Raw genomic sequence first — 25,242 nt, 5'->3', positions numbered from 1 at the left:
CGGTCAACTGCGCGGCGCGACCAGCGACGCCGAGGCTCTTCTGCGCTGCGTCAATCCGTGGCATAGAGGTTCCTGACCGCGACACCAGCAGGGGACGCCCGTGACCACGCTCGCCCATCAGCCGCCGCAGATCGTCCGCGCCAATGGCATCGACATCTGCTACGAGATTTTCGGCAGCGACAATGCCGAGCCGCTGCTGCTGATCATGGGGCTCGGGGCGCAGATGATCCATTGGGACGACGGGTTCTGCGAGCAGCTCGCCGCGCGCGGCTTCCGCGTCATCCGCTTCGACAACAGGGACATCGGCAAATCCTCCCGCCTGAGCGGCGGCAAGCGGCTGACCGCGCTCGAACTGCTCAAGCTCCGCTTCCTGAAGATCCCGGTCGCAGCACCCTACAAGCTGGCCGACATGGCGAGGGACACGATCGGGCTGATGGATGCGCTCGGCATCCGCACTGCGCATCTGGTCGGCGCCTCCATGGGCGGCATGATCGCACAGGAGGTGGCGCTGTCGTTTCCGCACCGCGTGCGTTCGCTGACATCGATCATGTCGACCACGGGCAATCCAAAGATCCCGGGGCCGACCCGCGAGGCGACCGCGGTGCTGATGGCACCGCCACCGAAGAGCAAGGAAGAGTATTTCGTCCGCTTCGGGCAGACCTGGAAGGTGTTGCGCAACGGCTCGTTTCCCGAGGACGAGGCGCTCGATCCCGAACGCGCGCGGCGCACCTATGAGCGCGGGCTCAATCCGGCCGGCGTCGGCCGGCAACTCCGTGCCGTGCTGGCCTCCGGCAGCCGCAAGGAGCGCCTGCATAGCGTGAGGACGCCGACGCTGGTGATCCACGGCACGGTCGATCCGCTGGTCCATCCCGAAGGCGGCAAGGACACGGCGGCGTCAATCCCGAATGCCAAGCTGCTGATGATCGAAGGCATGGGTCATGCCCTGCCGATGCGGTTCTGGCCCGAGATCATCGGCGCCATCGACAAGCATGCGCATGGCGCGGCGGCGAAGGCGGCGTAAGGCCTGAGCGTTTTCGAGCGAAGTGGATACCGGTTCGCGTGAAGAAAACGCCTCAAAGCCAGAATCGAGAGCCCGTCCCGATTCAATCGGAACGGGGCTCCGGTATCTTCCGGTAACCATGTGAGCCAGGAGTGCGTTCTTCCGGGCGCGGCATGGACGCTGTAGAGAGCGCTATCCAGCGCTCAGCCACCGGGAGCAACCAGATGAAGACCCCTCTCCGGCCACAGACAGCCGTCGCCGCTCTCCTCCTCGCGCTCGCGTCTTCATCGGCAATCGCGGCCGCCAACGAAGCGCAGCAGGAGGCCAACCGCAAGGCGGTGCTCGCCTTCTACGAGAAGGGGCTGAACCAGAAGGACGCTGACGCGGCGCTCGCCTATGTCGGCAACCGCTATGTGCAGCACAATCCCGGCGCGGCCGACGGCCCGGAAGGCTTCCGCAAGTTCATCGGCTTCCTGCGCGAGAAGTTTCCGAACTCGCACAGCGAGATCAAGCGCTCATTCGTCGACGGCGACTACGTGATCCTGCACGTCCACGCCGTGCGCGAGCCCGGCACCCGCGGCAATGCGATCGTCGACATCTTCAAGCTCGAGGACGGCAAGATCGTCGAGCACTGGGACGTGGCGCAGCCCGTTCCGGAGAATCCCGCCAACAACAACACGATGTTCTGAGGCATCGTGATGGCTTGTGCTCGGCCACTGGCATGATCAGGCTGGCGAGCGCGCCGGGATGCCGGCTAGAGCTTGATCCGGAAAAGTGTGAAGCGGTTTTCCGAAGAATCATGCTCAAAAAGAGCTAAAGCGCGATGACGATTCATCCCAATCTCATCGCGCTTTAGTCCTTGACCGCGATCCAGATCACATGGCGGACACCGCGGCCTCGGCCGGTGGCGCGGACGGCAATTTCGTTGACCGCGAACCCGGCCCGGGACAAGGATTTCGGGAACCTGGCGTTCGGACCGGACGACCAGACGGCGAGCACGCCGCCGCGCCGCAAAGCCGTGTGTGCGATCTTGAGCCCGGAGACATCATACAGCGCGTCATTGGCCTTGCGGGTGAGACCTTCAGGCCCGTTATCGACGTCGAGCAGGATGGCATCGAAGCTGAGCGGTTGGCGTTCGATCACGCTGGCAACATCCTCCTCCCGGATGCTCACGCGCGGATCGTTCAGACTGTCGCCGAAGACCTCCGCCATCGGACCTCGCGCCCAGGCCACGACCGCGGGCACGAGCTCGGCGACAACGATCTTCGCCTTGCTTCCGAGCACAGCGAGCGCCGCGCGCAGTGTAAACCCCATGCCGAGGCCACCGATCAGAAAATGCGGCCGTGCGACCTTCTCGATCTTCTTCGCGGCGAGCGTCGCCAACGCCTCTTCCGAGCCCGACAGGCGGCTGTTCATCAGCTCGTTGGTGCCGAGCATGATCGAGAATTCGCGGCCTCGCCGCATCAGACGCAATTCACCCTCGGTGCCGGGAATGCGCGCGGTATCGATCTTTTCCCATGGAATCATGCGGCGGCTTGTATCACGGCCGGTGCCCCCAAATCACCCATGCGTAGCCCGGATGGAGCCAACGGGTCGCGCGAACGCGCGCCCGATGACAGGCTCCGCGAAATCCGGGAGCCGGCCGGTCCGCATCTGACGCTGTCCCGGATTACGCTTCGCTCCATCCGGGCTGCGAAGGCACGGGCTAGCCACCTGCCCAGACGTCGAGCACGTAGCGGTTCCTGGTGCCCATTTCCTCGATCCAGCGCGCGGCGGCGTCAGTGTCGACACCGGTGCGCTCGCGGTAGATCGACATCAGGGTCGCCTTCACATCGGGCTCCATCCTGCCGCCGTCGCCGCAGACATAGATGATCGCGCCCTGCTCGATCAGCTCCCACACCCGGTCCTTCTGCGCGGCGACGAGGTGCTGCACATAGGTCTTCGGACCGTCGGCGCGCGAGAAGGCGGTGTGGAGTTCATTCACGCCGTCGGCGGCGAACGCCTTCAGCTCGTCGGCATAGAGGAAATCCTGATCGGGATGGCGGCAGCCGAAGAACAGCATGGCCGGCCCGAGGACGGCTCCACTCGCCTTGCGCGCGGCGCGCTCCTGGAGGAAGCCACGGAACGGCGCGAGCCCCGTACCCGGTCCGATCATGATGATCGGCACGGCAGGATCATCGGGCAGCCGGAAGCCGGCCTTGGTCTCCTTGATGGTGGCGTGGACGGTGTCGCCGGCGCGGCGGCGCGCCAGGTAGTTCGAGCAGACGCCCTTGTAGATGCCGCGCCCGGAACTTGCTGGCGCCTCCACCACGCCCACGGTGACACTGCAGCGCTGCGCCTCGCCGGCCGGAGATGACGAGATCGAGTAATAGCGCGGCGCCAGCAGCGAGAGCATTTCGAGATAGACGTGGAACGGCAATTCGCAGGCGGGATATTCGAGCAGGTCAAATACCGATTTGCGCTTCGCCAAGACGTCGGCGCGATAGCGCGCGGCCGAGGCATCGTCGTCCCCGACATAGGCCATCAGCTTCGGCTTGGTGACCGGGCAGCGAGTGTGCTCGGCCATGATCTGAATCTGCTTGCGCGTCGCGACCTGCTGGAGTTCGACGAACTCGCTGAGCAGACGGCCGACCGACACGGCCTCGCCGACCGGCAATTGCGCACGACGGCCTTCGGCGACCTGCAATCTGATCTGGTCGGCCGGCAGGAAACCGAAGCGGCGGGCCACCGAATCCACCAGCCTCGGATCGTTGCGCGGAACCACGCTCAAATGATCGCCGACGCGATATTTCAGGCTGGCCGGCAGCTCGACCTCGATATGCCGGGTCGAACGCTCCGACGGATGAGCGCCTGCCTTGGTCTGCAGCTCGTTATTGGCGAGCACCTTCATCGCCACCGCGCCACCCTGCGCGACGATGGTGTTGACGGCGGTCACCGCCACCGGCTCGATCGCGTAGAGCGGATCGTCCTCGGCGGTGCGGGTGAAGTTCCAGTCGATACCGAACTCCTTGGTCGCGACCTCGGCCGCCGCCGGGAACCATTTCTGAAACTGGCCGTCGAGATCGCTACGCGCATCGCCCTCGCCGCGCGGATAGACCGCCCGCGCACCGTGGGCCGACAATTGCTCGTCGATGAAGCGCGGCACGGATTGATAGGTCGCCGCCCAATCGCTGTTGCCGCAGCCGAACACGGCGTAACGCACCTTGGCAAAGGCATCCTTCGGCAGGTCGCCGCCGAGCCATTTGACGAACTGCGTCGCATTGTCAGGCGGTGCGCCGTTATAGGAAGCGCAGATGATCAGCACGCCGCCCTCCTGCGGCAACTTGCCGACATAGTCGTCGAGCGGCCCGAGATGCACGGCAAAACCGTTGATCTCGGCGAGGTCCGCCATGCGCGTCGCCAGCTCTTCGGCCGTGCCGAGATTGGAGCCGTAGAGCACCAGCATCGGCGTGTTATGGCCGGGCCGCGTCGTCGGCTGCCGAGGCGCCTTCGGCGCGGCCGCAACCGCGCCCGTGCCGCCGGCGAACGCGCCGCGGTCCTTGTCGGCGCGCGGACGCACCTTGATCTTGAAGCCTTCCGGCTTGATCGTCAGCGTTTCCTTCAGGTGCATCTGGTAGCGCTGGTGGTCGATCAGCTTGAAGCGCTGGAGGATCATGCCAAGCGCGAGCGCAGCCTCGTGCATGGCGAAGCCACGGCCGATGCAGGCGCGCTGGCCGTTGCCGAACGGCTTCCACGCATTGATCGGCCGTTTCGCTTCCGCCTCGCGGCTGAAATTCTCGGGATCGAACACGTCCGGGTTCGGCCCCCAGACAGAGGGATCGCGATGCAGCGCGGTCACCAGGATGGTGGTGAAGGTGCCCTTTCTGAGCTTGTAATTGCCGCCACCGATGGTCTCGTCCCTGAGCGGCGAGATGCCGTAGGCCGGCGCCGGCGGCCACAGCCGCAGCGCCTCCTTCAGGATCTGCGTGATGTAGGTGAGCTGCGTCACCTGCTGATAGGTTGGCTTCGCATTGACATCGGGGCCGAAGACGCGATCGACCTCGTCATAGGCCTTCTTGAGAATGTCGGGGTGCTTGAGCAGCGCATAGAGGGTGTAGGACAATAGGCCGCTGGTGGTCTCGTGGCCCGCGATCAGGAACGTGTTGATCTGGTAGCGGATATTGACGTCGTCGAGCTGCTCGCCGCTCGCACGGTCGACGCCGGTCATCATCGCGGCGAGCATGTCCTTCTTGTCGTCGATGCCCTCCGCGATCCTGCGACGCTCGGCGATGATCTCGTCGACCATCTTGTTCATGAAGGCGACGTCTTCGGCGAGCGTCCTGCGGCGCTTCTGCATCCAGAGCTGCTCGAACGGCAGGCCGCGCGTCATCATGATGGTTTCGAGCGAGCGCACCAGCGATTCGACGAAGGGATGGTAGTCGCGCCGGTAGAACGAATTGAAGCGATAGTCGAAGCCGCACAGGCCGATCGTGTCCAGCGTCAGCGCCGTCATGTCGTGGACGACGTCGATCTCGTCGTCGGCGTTGAGCCGCGCCCATTTCTGGACCAGCTGCTCGGCGATATCGACCATGCTTCCGTGATAGGACTGCATGGCGCGGTTGCCGAACGGCTGAAGCAGGATGTTGTGCGCCTTGCTCCAGTTCGGCTCCTTGGTATCGGCCGTGAACAGGCCATCGCCGCCGACCGCGCGCACGCGCCGCAGCGCGCCGCGCACCGTCTTGTCGAAGCGCTTCTCATCGGAGAGCTCGTCGACGAGATCGTGGCCGGAGACGACCACGATCGGCGAGCCCATCATATCGAGCCAGAAGATCGGACCGAGCTCCTTGGCGAGCCGTGTCAGGTGCTGCACGGGCGCAGCCGAATCCAGCGACAGCATGTTGCCGACCACGGGCTGGGTCGGCGGATGCGGAATCGGACTCAGTCTGTTGCCGGACGCCATGTTGAGATTGCCCCCTCTAACCTCAGTCATTCCGGGATGGTCCGAAGGACCAGACCCGGAATCTCGAGATTCCACAATGCGCAATTGCGCGTCGGGTTCGATGCCGCGCATCGCCCCGGAATGACGACGTCGTCGTCAGCCAAACCGCCTTCTACGCCATTCGATCAGCTTGGCGCTGACCTCTTCCGGCTTCTCCTGCTGCGTCCAATGGCCGCTGTCCTTCACGAGATACTTCTCGAGGTCGGCGATCAGCTTCTCCATGCCGTCGGCCGCCGAGGGCGGCAGCACCGCGTCGTTCTCGGCCATGATCATCAACGACGGGACGCGGATGTGATGATCCAATCCCTCCGCGCGCTCCCAATTGCGCGTAAAATTGCGATACCAGTTGATGCCGCCGGTGAAGCCGGTTTTCGTGAACGTGTCGACGAACACTTTCTTCTCCTCCGCCGACAGGATCGGCGTGCGCGGATCATGCTTGGCGTCGTAATTTGCGATCATCTGCGGAAACGCCAGGTTGAGCCGCGCCGAGGCGCCGACGCCGGCGATCGGCTGTTCGGGTGGCGCGTCCGCCGGCCGCGGCAGCGGCTTGCGCATGAAGGCATCGAAGGTCTGTTCGACGCGGCTGCCGAAAATCCTGTCCGGCTCGCGCGCGGGATCCTGGAATTGGACGATATACATCTGGTCGCCGAAGCGCTGGCGGAACAGCGCGATGGGGTCGATCGGCGCGCGGTCCCAATGCGGCGTGTTGACGCCGACGACACCGGCGACGCGCGAGGGGTGACGCAGCGGCATCTGCCAGACGACGAAGCCGCCCCAGTCGTGGCCGACGAAAATCGCCTTGTCGATGTTCAGGTGATCGAGCAGGCCGACGAGATCGCCGGTCAAATGCTCCATGTCGTATTCCTCGACCGCCTCGGGCCGGTCAGTCGCGCCATAGCCGCGCTGGTCCGGCGCGATCACCCGGATGCCGGCCTCGCTCAGTGCCTTGATCTGGTGGCGCCAGGAGAAGGCGAGCTCAGGCCAGCCGTGACACAGCACCACCGGCGGCGTGTCGGTCTTGGGGCCTGCTTCATAAAACCCCATGCGGATGCCGTTCGTCTCGGCGAACTGCAGCGGTGGCATTTCAATCATCGACAGGGATCCTTATTCGGCTGCGCCCTTGATGTCCGCAGGCGGGGGAGCGAACGCCGCCTCGAGTACATCGAACTCGAGCGGCAACATATCGCACATCACCTGCACATGCGGAATGATGTTGGCGCCGACGATGAAACCGAAGTCGAGCTGGTCGCGATAGCTCTGCACGGTGATGTTGAGGGCCTGCCCGTGCGTCGAGATCGACACCGGGAAGATATGCAACAGCTCGGCGCCCGCGGCATAGAGCGTCTGCCGGGGCCCGGGCACGTTGGACACCGTGATGTTGGCGGCCGGCGGCAGCACGTCGGAAAGATTCGAGCGGCTGTAGAGCAGCGCCAGGATCTGCACCATGATCGGCGCGCCTAGCATCGAGATGTTGGAGACCTGCGGCATCAGGGCGCGCAAGGGATGCGACATCTCCTTGGACTTGGTCGATTGCGCGATGATGGCCTCCAGCCGCGCCTTGGGATCCTCGAGGTTGGTCGCGATCGCGCAGATCATGCCAAACACCTGGTTGTTGGCCTCGGTGTTGCCTTCCTCGCGCAGCGAGATCGGCACACCTGCCGTCAGCGACTTGTTCGGCAGCGCGCCCTGGCTGATCAGGTAGCGCCGGACCACGCCGGAGGCGAGCGCCAGCACCACGTCGTTGAGCTTGCCGCCGGCCTGCTTGGCCAGGGCCTTCGCCCGCGACAGCGGGATCGACACGCCGGCAAAGCTCCGCTCCGACGAGATCGTCTTGTTGAGCATGGTCGGCGGCGACGACATCGCCTGCAGGCTCTCGCGCGATCTCGGATCGGCGACCTTGGCGACGACGTCGGACAGGCTTTTGATGACCGTCGGCATGGAGCCGGCGAACTGCACCGCGCTCTCGATCTGGTACATCGCGTTGTCGAACAGGATCGAGCCGATGTCGCTCTTGCCGGAACGCGGCAGCTCCAGGCTCTTCTGCGCGGCGGCGGCCGCCTCGAACGGCTGGGTCCAGAGTTGCTGATAGGCATCGATCAGATTGGCCGCGATGTCGCGCGGCTCCTGCGCGACCTTCTTCGCGCTCGGCGGCTCGATCTCGCGCGGCACCGGCGTCAGGTCGTAGATCATGTTGGTCAGGGCAGCGCCGGCGCCGCCGTCGATCGCGGCATGATGCATCTTGGAATAGAGCCCGACCTCATTGTCCTTCATGCCCTCGAACACGTAGAACTCCCAGAGCGGGCGGGCGCGGTTCAGGAGCTTGGCGTGCATCCAGCCGACGATGCGTTCGAGCGTGGCGCGGTCGCGCGGTTGCGGCAGGCTGGCGCGAAAGATGTGACGGTCAATGTCGAACTGATCGTCCTCGACCCAGGAGGGATGATCGATATCGAGCGGCGCCTTCTCCAGCCGCGCCTTGAGGATCGGCGCCATGTGCAGGCGCGAGACGATCATTGCCTTGAAGTCTTCGAAGAAGTCGCCCCTATAATCGTCGGGCAGGCGGAAGATCGCCATGCTGCCGACATGCATCGGCATCTCCGGCGTTTCCAGATAGAGAAACGACGCGTCCAGCGACGACAGCTTCTTCCCGTCGCTCATGATCTCCTCCCGAGAGCCTACTTACGCGGGCGCCTTGGGCGGCGCTTCTCGTCGTTTGGTCAGGATAGTGCCTGTTCTGGCGGCCCGTATGCAATGGCAAACGGCCCCGCCCGGTCAAATGGCCGGAATTCCCCCTCCGGTTGCGCCAGGCGGTCCGCCACGGCCCATAGCGCCGCGGGGTTCACCCCGAGCCCGATGTGGCTCGCCAAATGCACCTCGATGTTCTCGGCGGTGGCCGACGGCCGCACGCGCGAGGTCCGCCAGTTCACGATGCCATCGGTGCGGGAATAGATCGAGGTCGTCGGCACCGGCATGTCGCCGGCGATCGCGGTGCGGATCTCCGGGATGTCGTCGACACCTTCGCCGGACAGCAGCTCATAGAGCCGCGTCGCATTGGTGGCGCGGATGTCGTCGGCGAACGGGCTGCCCAGCGTGATGATGGAGCGCACCAGCTCCGGCATCTGCAACGCCAGGTCGCGCGCATAGACGCCGCCGAGGCTCCAGCCGATGATCGAGACCTTGCGCCCCGACGCCTCATGGACCCGCTTCAGCAGATCGCGCAGCGCAGCCCGCCTGCTGGAAATCCCGCCGAAATTGCGGCCCATGTTCCAGGCATAGGCGTCGTAGCCGAGCTCCTTGAGATAGCGCCGCATCGGCACCATCGACAGGTCGCTGGCGAGAAAGCCCGGCAGCGCCAGCACCGGATGGCCGTCGCCCCTCGGCGCGCGCATCAGGAGCGGCGACAGCAGCAGGCTCGCATTGAGTTCGAGCACGCCGCGCGCCTCCGCCAGCATCAGGAACAGGCTCGGCGGGCGCAACCGGCGTTCGGTCCCATCAACGCTCCTGTCCATGTCGGTCACTATTTCTTCTTGCTCGAGCCGCCGAAGCCGGCCATCGCGGCGAACATGTCCTGAAACCGCTCGGCGATCTTGGGATCGAAGGTGAACCAGCTCTGGATCAGGGACTCCGGCGAGACCTTCTCGATGTTGCTGAGAACCTGCTGCTGCAACTTGTCCATCACCGCCGCCTGCATCGGCGCCACGTCCGGCAGACCGAAGAACTGGCGAGCCTCGAGGGGCGTACAATCTATCTCGACGTTGACTTTCATATCCGCCTCCTCAAATGCGCCTTGGCCCGCCATAGTATCGCCGGGACGGGGCGAGTTGCGCAAGCGAGCCGTACCTGCCCGGGGGGCAGTCGGCCTCAATCATCCGTTATGGTCAACCAAACCGTTTGGAGCCCTTGCTCCAAACTGGTTGGAGCGGCCGGCATAAGCAGGGCGCGCCGGTGATCATTCCCGTGACCGACAAGCGGCACTCCGAAAGTCGAATGTCACGCGTTCGCGCCAACAGCCTACTCTCCAATCCGGTTCATTGCGCTGCACCCGCGCGGACGGGTTAACCCTTTGGCAAATCGCGCTTGCGCGGCCGGTAAACTCTGGCAACATGGATCAATAATACCAGCCGGACAAAGCAGCCGGCGGACAAAAACGGGGACGCGGGATTACATGTCGGTACGTTGGAGCTTGTTTGCGGCGACTATCGCCGCACTCGTCGCCTTTGCTTTGCCGGCATCGGCCCAGACGTTGAAATATGCCAACCAGGGCGAGCTGAAGTCGCTGGATCCCTACACGCTGAAGGAAACCACGACGATCGCGCACCACGCCCACGTCTATCAGGGCCTCACCGCGCGCGACAAGGACCTCAAGATCATTCCGGCACTGGCCGAAAGCTGGGAAACGCCGGAGCCGACCCGCTGGCGCTTCCATTTGCGCAAGGGCGTGAAATTCCACAACGGTGATCCCTTCACCGCCGACGACGTGCTGTTCTCCGCCGACCGCGTCCGCGCCAAGGGCTCCAACTTCCTCAGCAACGTCCCGGCCGACGCCAAGTTCAGCAAGGTCGACGACTACACCGTCGACGTAACGCTGGACTCGCCCAATCCCATCCTGATCTCGCAATGGGATAGCTGGTACATCATGGACAAGAAGTGGGCCGAGGCGAACAACGTCGTCGATCCGACCCCGGTGGCGGCGACCACGCCGAGCTACGCCTCGCTGCACGAGAACGGCACCGGTCCCTTCATCATCGAAAGCCATCAACCCGGCGTGAAGACGGTGTTCAAGGCGTTTCCAGGCTATTGGCGCAAGCCCGAGCATAATTTGAAGGAAATCATCTTCACCCCGATCGCCTCCGACGCCACCCGCGTCGCCGCGCTGCTTTCGGGCGAAGTCGACGTCATCGAGCCGGTGCCGATCCAGGACATCTCCCGCGTCGATTCCAGCGGCGTCGCGACCGTCATGACCGCGCCGGAAATTCGCACCATCTTCATCGGCATGGATACGGCTCGCGACGAGCTGCTCTACTCCAACATCAAGGGCAAGAACCCCTTCAAGGACGCCCGCGTCCGCGAAGCCTTCTACAAGGCCATCGACATCGAGCTGATCAAGACGCGCGTGATGCGCGGCCTGTCGACGCCGTCGGCTCTGATGATCGCACCCGAGCTCTATCCGCTGTCGAAGGAATTCACCCGGCCGAAGCTCGATCCTGATGGTGCCAAGAAGCTGCTGGCCGACGCCGGCTATCCGAACGGTTTCGAGGTCACCATGGACTGCCCGAACGATCGCTACGTCAACGACGCAGCGATCTGCCAGGCCGTCGTCGGCATGCTCGCGCGCATCGGCGTCAAGATCAATCTGCTGGCGCAGCCGAAGGCGCAGTACTTCGCCAAGGTGCTCAAGCAGGGCGGCTACCAGACCTCGTTCTACCTGCTGGGCTGGACGCCGGCGACGTCCGACTCGCACAACGTGCTGCACGACATCCTCGGCTGCCGCGACGATCCGAAGGATGCCACAAGGGGCGAGGCCAATCTCGGCGGCTACTGCAACAAGGAGTTCGACGCCATCACCGACAAGGTGCTGGTCGAGACCGACACCGCCAAGCGCAACCAGCTGATCAAGCAGGCCTACGAAATCGGCATGAAGGACTGGGCCTACATTCCGTTGCACCAGCAGGCGCTGGCATGGGGCGTATCGAAAAAGGTCAACTTGACCCAGCGCGCGGACAACCAGGTGCTGCTCTACTGGGCGACCAAACAGGGTGAATAGTGGTTTTGGCGAATTGGGTCCCGGAAGCGCAGGCTTCCGGGACCTCGCGCTTTCCGGCCGCGCAAAGCCGCGCGCCGAATGTCAAAAGCAGTGAAAGGTAGAGATGCTGGCCTTCACTCTTCGCCGCTTCCTGCAGGCGATCGGCGTGATGCTCGCCGTAGGCGTGATCGCGTTCGCGATGTTCCGCTTCGCCGGCGACCCGGTGAACCAGATCGTCTCGATCGACACCTCGGCCGCGCAGCGCGCTGAAATCCGGCACTCGCTCGGCCTCGACGATCCGGTGCTGGTGCAGTTCGGCCGCTACTTCATCAATGCGCTGCAGTTCAAGTTCGGCGTGTCCTACCAGTTCCGCCTGCCGGTCTCCTCGCTGCTGGCGGAGCGGCTGCCGGCGACGCTGGAGCTTTCAATCTGCGCGACGCTCTTCGCGATGGTGTTCGGCATCCTGATGGGCGTCTATTCGGCGCTCAAACGCGACACCGTGCTGGCCAAACTGTTCCAGGCCGTTTCGCTTGTAGGCATCTCGCTGCCGACTTTCCTGATCGGCATTCTCCTGATCTATCTGTTCGCGGTGACATTGGGCTGGTTGCCCTCGTTCGGCCGCGGCGAGGTGGTCAAGCTCGGCTGGTGGACGACGGGCCTGCTCACGCTGTCCGGACTGAAGGCACTGATCATGCCCTCGATCACACTCGGCCTGTTCCAGATGACCCTGATCATGCGGCTGGTACGCGCGGAGATGCTGGAAGTGCTGCGGACCGACTATATCCGCTTCGCACGTGCCCGGGGACTGACCACCCGTGCCATCCATTTCGGCCACGCGCTGAAGAACACGCTGATTCCGGTGATCACGGTGGCCGGACTTCAGTTTGGCTCGGTTATTGCATTTTCCATCATCACCGAAACCGTGTTCCAGTGGCCGGGCATGGGACTTCTGTTCGTCCAGGCCGTGCAAAATGTCGATATCCCGATCATGGCCGCCTACCTGCTGATGGTCTCGCTGATCTTCGTCACCATCAATCTGGTGGTCGACATTCTCTATACCGTGGTCGATCCGCGCCTGCGCTCGACCATCGGTCGCGCCGCATGAGAGGCTGACCGATGTCCGATGCCGTCGTCCCCCATCCCTCCCAGGACCACCAGGCCCCTGCCGGCTGGTTCAGGCGCGCGCTCGACAGCGACGTCTTCTATTCGTTCCGTCGCTCCAGGCTGACGATGGTCGCCGCCGTGATCACGCTGCTGTTCTTTCTGCTCGCAATCTTCGCGTCGTGGCTCGCAGTGCAGAACCCGTTCGATCCGGCGCAGCTGCAATTGATGAATTCGCGGATCTCGCCGCTGTGGACCGCCGACGGCCAGAGCCCGTTCCTGCTCGGCACCGACGAGCAGGGCCGCGATGTGTTCTCTGCCATTCTCTATGGCATGCGCATCTCGCTCGCCGTCGGCGTCGCCGGCGTGATCTTTGCCGGCGCGCTCGGCATCGCGCTCGGCCTGATCGCCGGCTATTTCGGCGGCGCAGTCGACGGCGTGATCATGCGGATCGCCGATGTGCAACTCACCTTCCCCGCCATCCTGATCGCGCTGCTGGTCAACGGCATCGCGAAATCGATCCTCGGCAACCGACTCGACGAGATGAGCACGCTCGGCGTCCTCATCATCGCGATCGGCCTCAGTTTCTGGGTGCAATATGCCCGCACGGTGCGCGGCTCCGTGATGGTCGAGAAGAACAAGGACTACGTGGCTGCCGCGCAGCTGATCGGCCTGCCTGCGCCGAAAATCATGCTGCGGCATGTGCTGCCGAACACGATGGGCCCGATCCTGGTCATCGCCACGATCAACCTTGCGCTCGCCATCATCACCGAGGCGACGCTCTCCTTCCTCGGCGTCGGTCTGCCCGACACCATGCCATCGCTCGGCACGCTGATCCGCATCGGCAACAACTACCTGTTCGCCGGCGAATGGTGGATCGTCGCTTTCCCCGGCTTTGCGCTCGCCGCCCTGATCCTCTCCATCAACCTGCTTGGCGACTGGCTGCGCGACGCGCTCAACCCGAAGCTTCGATGACCAAGCCTGTTCTTTCCGTGCGCAATCTCGTGGTGGAATTCGTCACCCGCCGTGCGACCTTGCGCGCCATCAACGGCGTGTCGTTCGACATCGCCAAGGGCGAGGTGCTGGGCGTGGTCGGCGAATCCGGCGCCGGCAAGTCCGTCACCGGCCTCTCGGTGATCGGCCTGATCGATCCGCCCGGCTGCATCGCCGGCGGCGAGATCGAACTCTCGGGCACGCGGATCGACCATCTTCCGCCGGAGGAGATCCGCCGCATCAGGGGCAAGCGGATCGGCATGATCTTCCAGGATCCGCTGACCAGCCTCAATCCGCTCTACCGGATCGGCGACCAGATCATCGAGACCATTCGCACCCACAGCAATCTGAGCGAGAGCGCCGCGCGCAGGCGCGCTATCGACCTGCTCGCCGAAGTCGGCATTCCCGCGCCCGAAAAGCGGATCGACGGCTATCCGCACGAGTTCTCCGGCGGCATGCGCCAGCGCGTGGTGATTGCGCTTGCGATCTGCGCCGAACCGGAGCTGATCATCGCGGACGAGCCGACCACCGCGCTCGACGTTTCCGTGCAGGCCCAGATCATCTCGCTGATCAAGCGGCTCGGGCGCGACCACGGCACAGCGGTCATGCTGGTGACCCACGACATGGGCGTGATCGCGGAGACCTCGGACCGCGTCGCGGTGATGTATGCCGGCCGCATCGCGGAGATCGGCCCGGTGCAGGATGTCGTGAGGAACCCGCTGCATCCCTACGCCAAGGGCCTGATGGGCGCGATCCCGACGCTTGCGGGCGAGGACAAGCGCCTCGTGCAGATTCCCGGCTCCATGCCGCGGCTGTCGGCGATCCCGCGTGGTTGCTCGTTCAATCCGCGCTGCGCCTTCGCCTTCGATCGCTGCCACGTCGAACGCCCCGAGCCGATCCGGCAGGGCACGCAATCCGTCGCCTGCCACCTGTTTGAGCCGGCGAAGGAGACGGCGGCATGAGCGGGACGTTGATCGAGGTCAGGAACCTGCGCCGCGTCTTCGACGTCTCCAAACCGTGGCTCAACCGCGTGATCGAGGGCGGCCATCTCGAATTCCTGAAAGCCGTCGACGGCGTCTCTTTCGACATCAAGCGCGGCGAGACGTTTGCTCTGGTCGGAGAATCCGGCTCCGGCAAGACCACGGTGGCGCGGATGGTCGTCGGCCTCCTGCCGCCAAGTTCCGGCGATGTCCTGATCGACGGCGTCTCGATGACCGATCCGCGGCAGGGCCAGGCGCGCCGCTGCGTCGCCGCATTCAGATGATCTTCCAGGATCCCTATGCAAGCCTGAACCCGCGCTTCCGCGTGGATGCCATCATCTCCGAGCCGATCCGCGCCTTCGACCTGATCCAGGGCGAACGTGACATCCAGGCCCGCGTCGGCGAATTGCTCAGCCTCGTCGGCCTGCATCCCGACGACCGGCTGAAGTTTCCGCATGAGTTTTCCGGTGGCCAGCGCCAGCGCATTGCGATTGCGCGCGCGCTCGCCTCCGATGCCGAGTTCATCGTCTGCGACGAGCCGACCTCGGCGCTCGACGTCTCGGTGCAGGCGCAGATCCTGAACCTGATGCGCGACCTCCAGGACAAGTTCGGCCTGACCTACATGTTCATCAGCCACAATCTCGCCGTGGTCCGCCACATGGCGAGCCGCGTCGGCGTGATGTATCTCGGCCGCATCGTCGAGATCGCGGAAGGCAGAGAATTGTTTGAGAACCCGCGGATGCCCTACACGAAGATGCTGCTCGGCGCGGTTCCGGACCTTGCGATGTCCGGCCGCCAGCGCATTCCGGTCAAGGGCGAGATCCCGAACCCGATCAATCCGCCCCCAGGCTGCGCCTTCAATCCGCGCTGCCCGCTCGCGTTCGATCTCTGCCGCAAGGAGACCCCGGAACTGATCGACGGCGTCGCCTGCCACGCCGTCAACACTCCCGCCGCCGTTCCGGCATGATCACGCGGATGGGAGCGGCCATGTCCACCAAGCGGTTGGCATACCAGCCGGCCTGTGATCAAGTGCGCCCGCCAAAGAGGCCCAACAACAAACCGACGAACGGTCAATCGCCATGAGCAACATCAACCCCGATCCGTTCACAACCAGGCCCGAGATCGAAGGCACGTTCGGCGTCGTCGCGACCACGCACTGGATCGCGACGGCCGTCGGCATGGCCATCCTGGAAAAGGGCGGGAATGCCTTCGATGCCGGCGTCGCCACCGCCTTCACGCTCCAGGTGGTCGAACCGCATCTGAACGGTCCCGGCGGCGACGTACCCATCATCGTCCACGACGTGAAGCGCGGCCGCACCGAGGTGATCTGCGGTCAGGGCCCGGCACCCGCGCGCGCCACCATCGCACATTACAGAAGCGAAGGCCTCGACATGGTGCCCGGCACCGGCCTGCTCGCGGCCTGCGTTCCCGGCACTTTCGAATCCTGGATGATGCTGCTGCGAGACTACGGCACGATGCGCGTGCGCGACGTGCTGGAGCCCGCGATCTCCTACGCCCGCGACGGCTATCCGCTGGTCGAACGCGCCTGCGCCACGATCCAGACCGTCGAGCAGCTGTTCCGGAAATACTGGACTACATCGGCCGACGTCTATCTGCCCAACGGCGAGGTGCCGAAGCCCGGCACCATCTTCACCAACAAGAAGCTCGCGGAAACTTACACACGCATCCTCGATGAGGCAGAGAGCGCCGGCGGCGATCGCGTGGCGGAGATCGAGCGCGCGCGCAAAGCCTGGTCGCAAGGCTTCGTCGCGGAGGCCATCGACAGATTCTGCCGGACGCAGGAGGTGATGGACGTCAGCGGCTCGCCTCATCGCGGCGTGCTCTCGGCCGACGACATGGCGCGCTGGCAGCCGACGGTCGAGGCGCCGCTCACCTACGACTATGGGCGCTACACCGTCTGCAAGGCCGGCGTCTGGAGCCAGGGCCCCGTCACGCTCCAGCAGCTCGCGCTGCTCAAGGGCTTTGCGCTCGACGGGCTCGATCCCGCAGGCCCCGACTTCATCCATCTGCAGATCGAAGCCGCCAAGCTCGCCTACGCCGATCGCGAGACGTTCTACGGCGACCCGAAATTCACCGACATCCCGATCGAGACGCTGCTGTCCGATGCCTATAACAACGAACGGCGCAAGCTGATCTCGAAAGACAAGGCTTCGCTCGACTTCCGCCCCGGCTCGCTCGAGGGCTTCGGCGGCGTCGTGAAGTTGCGACACGCCGAAGGGCATCGCGAAGCGGTCGGCGCCATGGGCGCCGGCGAGCCGACGGTGGGGCGCTTCGGCGAGGTGCGCGGCGACACCGTGCATTTCGACATCATCGACAAGGCCGGCAACATGGTGTCCTCGACGCCATCGGGCGGATGGCTGCAATCCTCGCCCATCATTCCGGAGCTCGGCTTCTGCCTCGGCAGCCGCGCCCAGATGTTCTGGTTGGAGGAAGACCATCCCGCTGCGCTTGCGCCGGGCAAGCGGCCACGCACGACGCTGTCGCCGACCATGGCATTGCGCGATGGCGAGCCATACCTCGCCTGGGGCTCGCCCGGCGGCGACCAGCAGGACCAGTGGATCACGCAGTTCTTCCTGCGCCACGTTCATTGCAACCTGAATCTCCAGGAGGCGATCGACGCGCCGGCCTGGCACTCCGAGCATTTCCCGATCTCGTTCTGGCCGCGCACCGCGCGCCCCGGCGTGCTGGTGCTGGAGAATCGCGTGCCGAAATCGACCATCGACGAATTGAAACGCCGCGGCCATGTGGTTGAGATCGGTCCCGATTGGTCGGAAGGCCGCCTCACCGCGGCCTCGCGCGTCGGCGTGCGCCGCCGCGCCGCCGCCAATCCCCGCGGCATGCAGGGCTACGCCGCAGGACGCTGACACAAGGTGATCGCCACAGCATGATGACGTCCGGTCGGATCGCGGAGCGAGCCCCAAACTCCACCTCGCCCCGCTTGCGGGGAGAGGTCGGATCGCATCGAAGATGCGATCCGGGTGAGGGGGACTCTCCGCGAACTCGATTTGTACCATCTTCGCGGAACAAGCCCCTCACCCCAGCCCTCTCCCCGCGAAGAGCGGGGAGAGGGAGAAGAGACGCGAGATGACCTGGTCGATCATCGCCCGCGACAGCGCCACCGGCCAGCTCGGCATCGCCGTCGCGACGCGGTTCTTCGCGGTCGGCGCGCTTGTGCCGCACATCGCACCCGGGATCGGCGCGGTGGCGACGCAGGCGCTGGTCAATCCCTATTACGGCATCGACGGCCTCGCGCTGCTGCGCGGTGGCAACAGCCCGCATGAGGTGATCGCGGCGCTGATTGCGCCCGACAGCGGCCGCGAGAGCCGGCAGGTCCATGTCATCGACGCCAGGGGCCGCATCGCAGCGCACTCCGGCAAGGACTGCATCGACTGGTTCGGCCATATCGCCGGCGACGGGTTCTCGGTCGCCGGCAACATGCTGGCCGGACCCGCGGTGCTCGACGAGACCGCGCGCGTTTATGCCGCGAACGAGAAGCTGCCGTTCGCGGAACGGCTGATTAAGGCGATGTTCGCCGGCGAAGCGGCCGGTGGCGACAAGCGCGGCAAGCAATCGGCGGCTCTTCTGATCCACGGCGCAGAGGAATGGCCGGCGCTCGATCTGCGCGTCGACGATCACACCGATCCCTTGCGCGAGCTGGAGCGGCTGGAGGCCGTCAGCCGCGAGCACTGGGTTCCGTTCCGGAGCTTCATGCCGACCCGCGACAACCCGGCCGGAACCAGCGATCGCGCCACGATCGACGCCGGCATCGCAGCGGCAACCACGAGCCGCGAATGACGGCGTGCCCGCTGATCGAGATCGAGGGCCTGCGCGTCACCTTCCACGGCGACGACGGCCGCGTCACCCACGCCGTCGACAGCGTCGATCTCAGTGTCGCCCATGGCGCCACGCTTGGCCTCGTCGGGGAATCCGGCTGCGGCAAGAGCGTGACGTCGCTGGCCATCATGGGCCTCTTGCCGAAGCAATCCGCCGCCGTCTCCGGCACGATCCGCTTCGACGGCTTCGACCTGCTCGACGTGCCTGATGCGACGCTGCGCGACCTCCGCGGCAACCGGCTGGCGATGATTTTCCAGGAACCGATGACCTCGCTCAACCCGAGTTTCACGATCGGCGATCAGATCATCGAAACGATCCTGCGCCATCGCGGCGGCTCGCGGCGCGCGGCGCGCGAACGCACAATCGAGCTGCTACGCCGCGTCCACATCCCATCGCCCGAGCGGCGCATCGACGAGTATCCGCACAAGCTTTCCGGCGGCATGCGCCAGCGCGTCATGATCGCGATGGCGCTGGCCTGCGACCCGCAGCTTCTGATCGCCGACGAGCCGACCACCGCGCTCGACGTCACCCTGCAGGCCCAGATCCTGGAGTTGATGCGCGAGCTGAAAGCGGCGAGCGGCGCCGCGATCATCCTGATCACTCACGATCTCGGCGTCGTCGCCGAGGTCTGCGACGAGGTGGCGGTGATGTATGCCGGCGAGATCGTCGAGCGTGCACCGGTGGACGAGCTGTTCTCGGCGCCGCAGCATCCTTATACGGTCGGTCTGCTCGGCTCGATCCCGCGACTCGACCGCCGCACCAGCCATCTCGCCACCATCGAGGGCATGGTGCCGAACATGGCGAACCCGCCCGCCGGCTGCCGCTTTGCCGCCCGCTGCCCGTTCGTCGAGGATGCCTGCACCAAATCGCCGCCGCCGCTCGCGCTGCTGAGCCCGACCCACGCCTCGCGCTGCATCCGCGCGCCGCTGGAGCGGCTGGTGTCATGACTGCGCTGCTCGAGGTCGAAGGGCTGGTGAAGCATTTCGTCGCCGAACGCTCGCTGTTCGGCCGGCCGACCGCCCATGTGAAGGCGGTCGACGGCGTCAGCTTCTCGCTCGACGCCGGCAAGACGCTGGCCCTCGTCGGCGAATCCGGATGCGGCAAGTCCACCGTCAGCCGTCTGGTGCTGCGGCTGATCGAGCCGGATGCCGGACGTATCCGCTTCGAGGGCCGCGACCTCGGCACGCTCAATGCCGAGCAGCTCCGCGCATTCCGCCGCGACGCGCAGATCATCTTCCAGGATCCCTACGCCTCGCTCAATCCGCGCATGACGGTCGGGCAGATCCTGACCGAGCCGCTGGCGCTGCACGATCTCGTTCCGGCGCCGCGACGATCCGAGCGCGTTGCCGAGCTGCTGCGGCTGGTCGGGCTCGAGCCGCGGCTGGCGCGGCGCTATCCGCATGAATTCTCCGGCGGTCAGCGCCAGCGCATCGCCATCGCGCGCGCGCTCGCGGTCGAGCCGAAGCTGATCATCTGCGACGAGCCGGTCTCGGCGCTCGACGTCTCGATCCGCTCGCAGATCCTGAACTTGCTGAGCGAGCTGCAGGACCGGCTTGGCCTCGCCTACATTTTCGTCTCGCACGACCTCGCCGTGGTCAAGCACATTGCCGACCACGTCGCGGTGATGAATCTCGGCCAGATCGTCGAGACCGCGGAGGCGGACGCGCTGTTCGCCGCGCCGCGCCATCCCTACAGCCGGGCGCTGCTGTCCGCGATCCCCGTGCCTAAACCGCGGGCAAAGAGCAGCCGGATTGTGCTACAGGGAGAGATCCCCAGCGCGCTCAATCCGCCGCCGGGATGCCGCTTCCACACCCGCTGTCCCTATGCGATCGCGCGCTGCCGCAGCGAGGTTCCGCTATTGCTGGCGGATGACACGGGCCACGCCACGGCCTGTCACCGCATCGCGGACCTGCCGCCCGCCGAGAGTATCGTCCCCTCTGACGGTGGCTTCTCGCCGTCGCTGGAGAAATTGGTGGCGGCCTTCAGCGGAGCCGCGGAAGGGACCGGGCGCGGCGGGGTTGGTCATTTCGGGACGGTGCCGTAGGCATGAAAATGGGGAGCTGTGTGATGAGGATGTTTGGTTTGGCGGCAGCCGTTGCCGCCCTGCTGCTATCGCTGGCGGCCGGCGCCCAGGCCCAGACCACGCTGCGGATCGGTCTTGCCGAGGACCCCGACGTGCTCGACCCGACCATGGCACGCACTTATGTCGGCCGCATCGTCTTCTCCGCGTTCTGTGACAAGCTGTTCGACATCGACGAGAAGCTCAACATCGTGCCACAGCTGGCGTTGTCCTACGAGACATCGGCCGACGGCAAGGCCATGACGATCAAGCTTCGGCCCGGCGTCAAATTCCACGACGGCGAACCGCTCGATGCGGAGGCAGCCAAATTCTCGCTGGAGCGGCATCTGACCTTCCCCGGCTCGTTCCGCAAGCCGGAGCTTGCCAGCATCGACCACGTCGAGGTCGTCGATCCCCTTACCATCAAGCTGGTGCTGAAGACGCCCTACTCGCCGCTGATCGCCCAGCTCACCGACCGCTCCGGCATGATGGTCTCGCCCAAGGCTGCGAAGGAGGCCGGTGACAAGTTCGGCCTGCATCCGGTCTGCGCCGGTCCCTACAAATTCGTCGAGCGCGTCCAGCAGGACCGCATGGTGTTCGAGAAATTCGCCGACTACTGGAACAAGGACAACATCCACATCGACCGCGTCGTGTTCCAGCCGATCGTCGACGCCACCGTGCGCCTCGCCAATCTGAAATCCGGCGCGCTCGACCTGATCGAACGCGTGCTGGCCACCGACATCAAGGACGTCCGCGCCGATTCCCGGCTGAAGGTCTCGAGCGCGATCGAGCTCGGCTATCAGGGCATCACCCTCAACATCGGCAAGGACAAGGCCAAGGGTGCCCTCAGCCAGTCCGCCAAGGTCCGGCAGGCGCTCGACCTTTCCATCGACCGCGAGGCTCTCAACCAGGTCGTGTTCAACGGAGAGTTCACGCCTGGAAACCAGTGGCTGAGCCCGGATCATCCTTACTACCAGAAGGACTTTCCGATCCGCCCGCGCGATGTCGCAAAGGCCAAGGCGCTGTTGAAGGAGGCCGGCGTGACGCCGCCGGTCAGCGTCGATTTCATGGTGCCGAAGGGCCCCGAGACCGAAGCCACCGCGCAGGTCATTCAATCGATGGCGGCGGAGGCCGGCTTCGACTTGAAAATCCGGGTCACCGAATTCGCGACCTCGCTGAAGCAGGCCGAGGCCGGCGAATACCAGGCCTATATGCTGGCGTGGAGCGGCCGCATCGATCCGGACGGCAACTCCTATGTCTTCCTGCACAAGGATGCGCCGCAGAACTACAGCGCCTGGGCCAGTCCCGAGGCCGACAAGGCGCTCGACGACGCCCGCCTCACCACCGACATGGCGCAGCGCAAGGCGATCTACGCCAAGCTGACCAAGCTGGAACAAGAGGACGAGCCGCTCCTCTATATCTACCATCGCCGCATCATCATCGCACACACGACAAAGCTCGACGGCTACAAGCAGATGCCCGATGGGCTGGTGCGCGTGGTCGGGTTGAAGCTGAAATGATCACGCCGGTGTCCGGGACACGAGCATCGCCATGCTGAACTTCCTCGCCCGCCGGATCGCGCAGATCGTACCGACGCTGTTCTTCGTGTCGGTTCTGATCTTCTCGCTGCAGCAATTGCTGCCGGGGGATCCCGCGCTGGTGATGGCCGGCGAGGAGCGCGATCCCGCGGTGATCGAGCAGATCCGCCAGCAGTACAAGCTCGATCAGCCGGTCCCGGTCCAATATGTCTACTGGCTCAAGGGCGTCCTGACAGGCAATTTCGGCGAGTCGCTGCGCAACAAGATGCCGGTGCGCGAGCTGATCGCACAGAAACTGCCGGTGACGCTGCAGCTCGGATCGATGGCGATCCTGATCGCGTTCTGCATCGGCATTCCCGCCGGCATCGTCTCCGCGGTGAAGAAGGGCACGGCCTGGGACTATGGCGCCAATCTGTTCGCGCTGTGGGGTATCTCGACGCCGAATTTCTGGCTCGGAATCCTCCTGATCTTCCTGTTCTCGATCAAGCTCGGCTGGCTGCCGGCCTCGGGCTACGTGCCGCTGACCGAGGACTGGCGCGCGAGTCTCGCCGCCACCATCATGCCGGCCTTCGTGCTCGGCAACGCGATTTCCGCGATCCTGATGCGACACACCCGCAGCGCCATGCTCCAGGTGCTGGAGAGCGACTATGTCCGCACCGCTCGCGCGAAGGGTCTTTCCGAGCGCTCGGTCATCCTCAAGCACGCCATGCGCAATGCGCTGACGCCGATCATCACGCTCGGCGCGCTCGAGCTCGGCACGCTGCTGTCGGGCGCGGTGCTGACCGAGCAGATCTTCTCCATTCCCGGCTTCGGCAAGCTGATCGTGGACGCCGTGTTCAATCGCGACTACGCCGTGGTGCAAGGCGTGGTGCTGACCACGGCGACGATCTACATCACGCTCAACCTGATCGCCGACATAGCCTACATCCTCGTCAACCCGCGGCTGAGGGGCTGACCAGATGACGGACGCGACACTCACCACTGCCGCTTCGCTTGCCGTCGCCGAAACGCTGGAAAGCCCGGCGCGGCGCGCCTGGCGGCGGCTGATCCGGCGCAAGGGCGCCGTGATCGGCCTCGCCGTGATCGCGATCTTCATCCTGCTCGCCGTGTTCGCGCCGCTGATCGTTCCCTACGATCCCATCGCGACGAGCTGGAGCCTGGTGCGCAAGCCGCCGACGGCAGCGCACTGGTTCGGCACCGACGAGCTCGGCCGCGACATCCTGAGCCGCGTCGTCTACGGCGCGCGCGCCTCCCTCCTCGCGGGTCTCATCTCGGTCGCGATCGCGCTCGGCATCGGCGTGCCGCTCGGCCTTCTCGCCGGCTATCGCGGGGGCTTCACCGACGCGCTGATCAGCCGGATCACCGATGCGATGCTGGCCTGCCCCTTCCTGATCCTGGCGATCGCGCTCGCGGCATTCCTCGGGCCGAGCCTCGGCAATGCCATGATCGCGATCGGCATCTCGGCGACCCCGATCTTCATCCGCCTGACCCGCGGCCAGGTGCTCGTCGTCAAGGCCGAGGACTATGTCGAGGCCGCGCGGGCGCTCGGCAATCCGCCATGGCGGATCGCGTTCTCCCATATCCTGCCGAACATCCTGCCGTCGCTGCTGGTGCAGGCGACACTCTCGATCGCCGCCGCCATCATCGCCGAGGCCGCATTGTCGTTCCTGGGCCTCGGCCAGCAGCCGCCCGCTCCGTCCTGGGGCAGCATGCTCAACGCCGCGCAACGCTTCCTGACGCAGGCGCCCTGGATGGCGATCTGGCCGGGCCTCGCGATCTTCCTCGTGGTTCTGTCGCTGAACCTGCTCGGCGACGGCCTGCGCGACGCACTGGACCCGAAGGCGCGGTGACTGCAAACTGAGCGCGGCCATCCCTCTCCGTCATCCCCGCGCAACGGCTTCGCCTTCGCGGGATGACGGGGAGAGTTGCGTGACACCAAGTTCGCGTCATTGCGAGCGAAGCGAAGCAATCCACCATCACCGAGCGTGCGGCGCTATGGATTGCTTCGTCGCTTCGCTTCTCGCAATGACGACGAAAGCTAAAGCGCGATGAGATTAGGATGAATCATCATCGCGCCTTAGCATATTGTTTGCGCATGATCTTATCGGAAAACCGCTTCGCACTTTTCCGGATCATGCTTTAGATCACCACTTCCCTTAGCACCCGGCGGCAGTCCATCTCATATTCGAGATCGACCACCGGCGGACGCGCGAAGTGCCAGGTCAGGCCGGAGCGCAAGGCGCCGCGGCGGACCAGTTCGTCGACCAGCGCGTGGTGGAAGTCGTGCACGGAATAGGCCTGCACGCCGGTCGTGTCCTTCCAGCCGAAGCCGAACTCCGCCAGACGGCGCTCCATCTCGCCGGCGGTGAAGCGGACCTTCTCCCGCCACGCGCCGGGACTGGGATCGCGATAGCAAACGATGCGGTCCGGATAGCTGGCGGTGCCGCCGCGTGCCTCGGCGCCGCCGGCGATCACGAAGGACGGCGACGTCGTCGTGCTCGGTCGCGTGAAGGAGAATGCGTAGAAGGACGGCTCTGACGGCGGATCGATCTCCGGACAGACATTGCTGCGCGCCACCGGATTGGTGGTGCCGTCGAAGATGCCCCATTCGGACAACGTCTTCACATAGTGCAGGTTGAACGCACGAAAGCCTTCCTCGCTGAAGGCCGCCGGCGAGCGCAGCTCGCAGGCACAGAATGCCGTCAGCGGCCGGCCGGCATCCCGGATATAGGCCGCGATCCGCGCAAAACCTTCCGCGAGCGGCAGCAGGCGATCGAAGCGCACCCGCTCGATCTCAAAACCCGCGTTCGCCTGCGCGCCGCTTGAATATTGGAACACGGCCGGAATGAACCGGTAATTGCCCGCCGCAAACTCGCTTGCCATGCCTGTTTCCTCCGGATTTCCTGAGGCGAGTTACTTTCTGCCCGCCCTCGGCAAAGGCTATCACGAGACAAAGAAAAGGCGGCAGTGGCTTTCGCCAGTGCCGCCTTCCCTGCGA

Annotated in this window: 20 protein-coding genes and 1 pseudogene; 14 read left to right on the top strand and 7 right to left on the bottom strand. The window is 65.1% G+C overall.

The features are described from left to right. Positions 1 to 100: 100 nt before the first annotated feature. Positions 101 to 1,021 carry an alpha/beta hydrolase gene (locus RX327_RS13215; RefSeq protein ID WP_317250506.1) on the top strand — a complete coding sequence of 307 codons (921 nt, stop codon included), beginning with the start codon at positions 101 to 103 and terminating at the stop codon, positions 1,019 to 1,021. A 203-nt stretch (positions 1,022 to 1,224) separates the two neighbouring features. Continuing rightward, positions 1,225 to 1,689, top strand: coding sequence for a nuclear transport factor 2 family protein (locus RX327_RS13210; RefSeq protein WP_050386018.1), 465 nt, complete (start codon positions 1,225 to 1,227; stop codon positions 1,687 to 1,689). Between the two features lie 163 nt (positions 1,690 to 1,852). On the opposite strand, the gene RX327_RS13205 is transcribed toward RX327_RS13210, so the two are convergent. From RX327_RS13205 to RX327_RS13180, 6 genes are all read right to left on the bottom strand, one after another. Beyond that, complete coding sequence (locus tag RX327_RS13205) at positions 1,853 to 2,527, bottom strand: spermidine synthase (protein WP_317250505.1); 675 nt, start codon at positions 2,525 to 2,527, stop codon at positions 1,853 to 1,855. Positions 2,528 to 2,705: 178 nt separating this feature from the next. Then, the gene (locus tag RX327_RS13200) at positions 2,706 to 5,939 is read right to left on the bottom strand and encodes a bifunctional cytochrome P450/NADPH--P450 reductase (protein ID WP_317251253.1); all 3,234 of its coding nucleotides are present in this window, start codon (positions 5,937 to 5,939) and stop codon (positions 2,706 to 2,708) included. Positions 5,940 to 6,074: 135 nt separating this feature from the next. Beyond that, positions 6,075 to 7,070, bottom strand: coding sequence for an alpha/beta hydrolase (locus RX327_RS13195; RefSeq protein ID WP_317250504.1), 996 nt, complete (start codon positions 7,068 to 7,070; stop codon positions 6,075 to 6,077). Between the two features lie 12 nt (positions 7,071 to 7,082). Next, a complete protein-coding gene (locus tag RX327_RS13190) occupies positions 7,083 to 8,633 on the bottom strand; it encodes a wax ester/triacylglycerol synthase family O-acyltransferase (RefSeq protein ID WP_317250503.1) in 1,551 nt (516 codons plus the stop codon). 59 nt (positions 8,634 to 8,692) lie between these two features. Continuing rightward, the gene (locus RX327_RS13185) at positions 8,693 to 9,484 is read right to left on the bottom strand and encodes an alpha/beta hydrolase (protein WP_317250502.1); all 792 of its coding nucleotides are present in this window, start codon (positions 9,482 to 9,484) and stop codon (positions 8,693 to 8,695) included. Between the two features lie 8 nt (positions 9,485 to 9,492). Further along, complete coding sequence (locus tag RX327_RS13180; protein WP_317250501.1) at positions 9,493 to 9,741, bottom strand: DUF6489 family protein; 249 nt, start codon at positions 9,739 to 9,741, stop codon at positions 9,493 to 9,495. Between the two features lie 399 nt (positions 9,742 to 10,140). Here RX327_RS13180 and RX327_RS13175 point away from each other — a divergent pair, with 399 nt between their 5' ends. The 12 genes and pseudogenes from RX327_RS13175 (at position 10,141) to RX327_RS13120 (ending at position 24,094) form a co-directional block, all read left to right on the top strand. Continuing rightward, a complete protein-coding gene (locus RX327_RS13175) occupies positions 10,141 to 11,739 on the top strand; it encodes an ABC transporter substrate-binding protein (RefSeq protein WP_317250500.1) in 1,599 nt (532 codons plus the stop codon). A 103-nt stretch (positions 11,740 to 11,842) separates the two neighbouring features. Then, entirely contained in the window at positions 11,843 to 12,823 is a 981-nt protein-coding gene (locus tag RX327_RS13170) for an ABC transporter permease (protein ID WP_317250499.1), read from the top strand. A gap of 11 nt (positions 12,824 to 12,834) precedes the next feature. After that, a complete protein-coding gene (locus tag RX327_RS13165) occupies positions 12,835 to 13,794 on the top strand; it encodes an ABC transporter permease (protein ID WP_317250498.1) in 960 nt (319 codons plus the stop codon). Further along, positions 13,791 to 14,774 carry an ABC transporter ATP-binding protein gene (locus RX327_RS13160; protein WP_317250497.1) on the top strand — a complete coding sequence of 328 codons (984 nt, stop codon included), beginning with the start codon at positions 13,791 to 13,793 and terminating at the stop codon, positions 14,772 to 14,774. Before RX327_RS13165 ends, RX327_RS13160 begins: the two co-directional genes overlap by 4 nt. Continuing rightward, positions 14,771 to 15,759: pseudogene (locus tag RX327_RS13155) on the top strand (ABC transporter ATP-binding protein). The gene RX327_RS13160 and the pseudogene RX327_RS13155 overlap by 4 nt, the downstream one beginning before the upstream one ends. Positions 15,760 to 15,871: 112 nt before the next feature. Then, a complete protein-coding gene (locus RX327_RS13150; RefSeq protein ID WP_317250496.1) occupies positions 15,872 to 17,677 on the top strand; it encodes a gamma-glutamyltransferase family protein in 1,806 nt (601 codons plus the stop codon). Positions 17,678 to 17,897: 220 nt separating this feature from the next. Beyond that, a complete protein-coding gene (locus RX327_RS13145; RefSeq protein WP_050386013.1) occupies positions 17,898 to 18,608 on the top strand; it encodes a DUF1028 domain-containing protein in 711 nt (236 codons plus the stop codon). Then, positions 18,605 to 19,594, top strand: a complete 990-nt coding sequence (locus RX327_RS13140) for an ABC transporter ATP-binding protein (RefSeq protein ID WP_317250495.1) — start codon at positions 18,605 to 18,607, stop codon at positions 19,592 to 19,594. The genes RX327_RS13145 and RX327_RS13140 overlap by 4 nt, the downstream gene beginning before the upstream one ends. After that, a complete protein-coding gene (locus tag RX327_RS13135) occupies positions 19,591 to 20,691 on the top strand; it encodes a dipeptide ABC transporter ATP-binding protein (protein WP_317250494.1) in 1,101 nt (366 codons plus the stop codon). The genes RX327_RS13140 and RX327_RS13135 overlap by 4 nt, the downstream gene beginning before the upstream one ends. Positions 20,692 to 20,714: 23 nt before the next feature. Beyond that, positions 20,715 to 22,226, top strand: coding sequence for an ABC transporter substrate-binding protein (locus tag RX327_RS13130; protein WP_317250493.1), 1,512 nt, complete (start codon positions 20,715 to 20,717; stop codon positions 22,224 to 22,226). Between the two features lie 31 nt (positions 22,227 to 22,257). Continuing rightward, positions 22,258 to 23,199 (top strand): ABC transporter permease, encoded by a 942-nt coding sequence (locus RX327_RS13125; RefSeq protein WP_317250492.1) that lies wholly within the window; start codon positions 22,258 to 22,260, stop codon positions 23,197 to 23,199. A 4-nt stretch (positions 23,200 to 23,203) separates the two neighbouring features. After that, positions 23,204 to 24,094 carry an ABC transporter permease gene (locus RX327_RS13120; RefSeq protein ID WP_317250491.1) on the top strand — a complete coding sequence of 297 codons (891 nt, stop codon included), beginning with the start codon at positions 23,204 to 23,206 and terminating at the stop codon, positions 24,092 to 24,094. Between the two features lie 289 nt (positions 24,095 to 24,383). Here the strand turns inward: RX327_RS13120 and RX327_RS13115 are convergent, their stop codons facing one another. Continuing rightward, on the bottom strand, positions 24,384 to 25,127 hold the full coding sequence (locus tag RX327_RS13115) for a hypothetical protein (RefSeq protein WP_317250490.1): 744 nt from the start codon (positions 25,125 to 25,127) through the stop codon (positions 24,384 to 24,386). Positions 25,128 to 25,242 lie beyond the last annotated feature (115 nt).

It is taken from the genome of Bradyrhizobium sp. BEA-2-5 (genome assembly GCF_032918025.1).
Classification (GTDB): domain Bacteria; phylum Pseudomonadota; class Alphaproteobacteria; order Rhizobiales; family Xanthobacteraceae; genus Bradyrhizobium; species Bradyrhizobium pachyrhizi.
This window is presented reverse-complemented; position numbering and strand designations above follow the sequence as displayed.

Coding starts and splice junctions, on each gene's coding strand:
- RX327_RS13135 (WP_317250494.1), top strand. CDS start 19,591: ATGACTGCGCTGCTCGAGGTCGAAGGGCTGGTGAAGCATTTCGTCGCC.
- RX327_RS13195 (WP_317250504.1), bottom strand. CDS start 7,070: ATGATTGAAATGCCACCGCTGCAGTTCGCCGAGACGAACGGCATCCGC.
- RX327_RS13190 (WP_317250503.1), bottom strand. CDS start 8,633: ATGAGCGACGGGAAGAAGCTGTCGTCGCTGGACGCGTCGTTTCTCTAT.
- RX327_RS13140 (WP_317250495.1), top strand. CDS start 18,605: ATGACGGCGTGCCCGCTGATCGAGATCGAGGGCCTGCGCGTCACCTTC.
- RX327_RS13150 (WP_317250496.1), top strand. CDS start 15,872: ATGAGCAACATCAACCCCGATCCGTTCACAACCAGGCCCGAGATCGAA.
- RX327_RS13180 (WP_317250501.1), bottom strand. CDS start 9,741: ATGAAAGTCAACGTCGAGATAGATTGTACGCCCCTCGAGGCTCGCCAG.
- RX327_RS13170 (WP_317250499.1), top strand. CDS start 11,843: ATGCTGGCCTTCACTCTTCGCCGCTTCCTGCAGGCGATCGGCGTGATG.
- RX327_RS13185 (WP_317250502.1), bottom strand. CDS start 9,484: ATGGACAGGAGCGTTGATGGGACCGAACGCCGGTTGCGCCCGCCGAGC.
- RX327_RS13115 (WP_317250490.1), bottom strand. CDS start 25,127: ATGGCAAGCGAGTTTGCGGCGGGCAATTACCGGTTCATTCCGGCCGTG.
- RX327_RS13130 (WP_317250493.1), top strand. CDS start 20,715: ATGAGGATGTTTGGTTTGGCGGCAGCCGTTGCCGCCCTGCTGCTATCG.
- RX327_RS13165 (WP_317250498.1), top strand. CDS start 12,835: ATGTCCGATGCCGTCGTCCCCCATCCCTCCCAGGACCACCAGGCCCCT.
- RX327_RS13125 (WP_317250492.1), top strand. CDS start 22,258: ATGCTGAACTTCCTCGCCCGCCGGATCGCGCAGATCGTACCGACGCTG.
- RX327_RS13120 (WP_317250491.1), top strand. CDS start 23,204: ATGACGGACGCGACACTCACCACTGCCGCTTCGCTTGCCGTCGCCGAA.
- RX327_RS13160 (WP_317250497.1), top strand. CDS start 13,791: ATGACCAAGCCTGTTCTTTCCGTGCGCAATCTCGTGGTGGAATTCGTC.
- RX327_RS13205 (WP_317250505.1), bottom strand. CDS start 2,527: ATGATTCCATGGGAAAAGATCGATACCGCGCGCATTCCCGGCACCGAG.
- RX327_RS13175 (WP_317250500.1), top strand. CDS start 10,141: ATGTCGGTACGTTGGAGCTTGTTTGCGGCGACTATCGCCGCACTCGTC.
- RX327_RS13210 (WP_050386018.1), top strand. CDS start 1,225: ATGAAGACCCCTCTCCGGCCACAGACAGCCGTCGCCGCTCTCCTCCTC.
- RX327_RS13145 (WP_050386013.1), top strand. CDS start 17,898: ATGACCTGGTCGATCATCGCCCGCGACAGCGCCACCGGCCAGCTCGGC.
- RX327_RS13200 (WP_317251253.1), bottom strand. CDS start 5,939: ATGGCGTCCGGCAACAGACTGAGTCCGATTCCGCATCCGCCGACCCAG.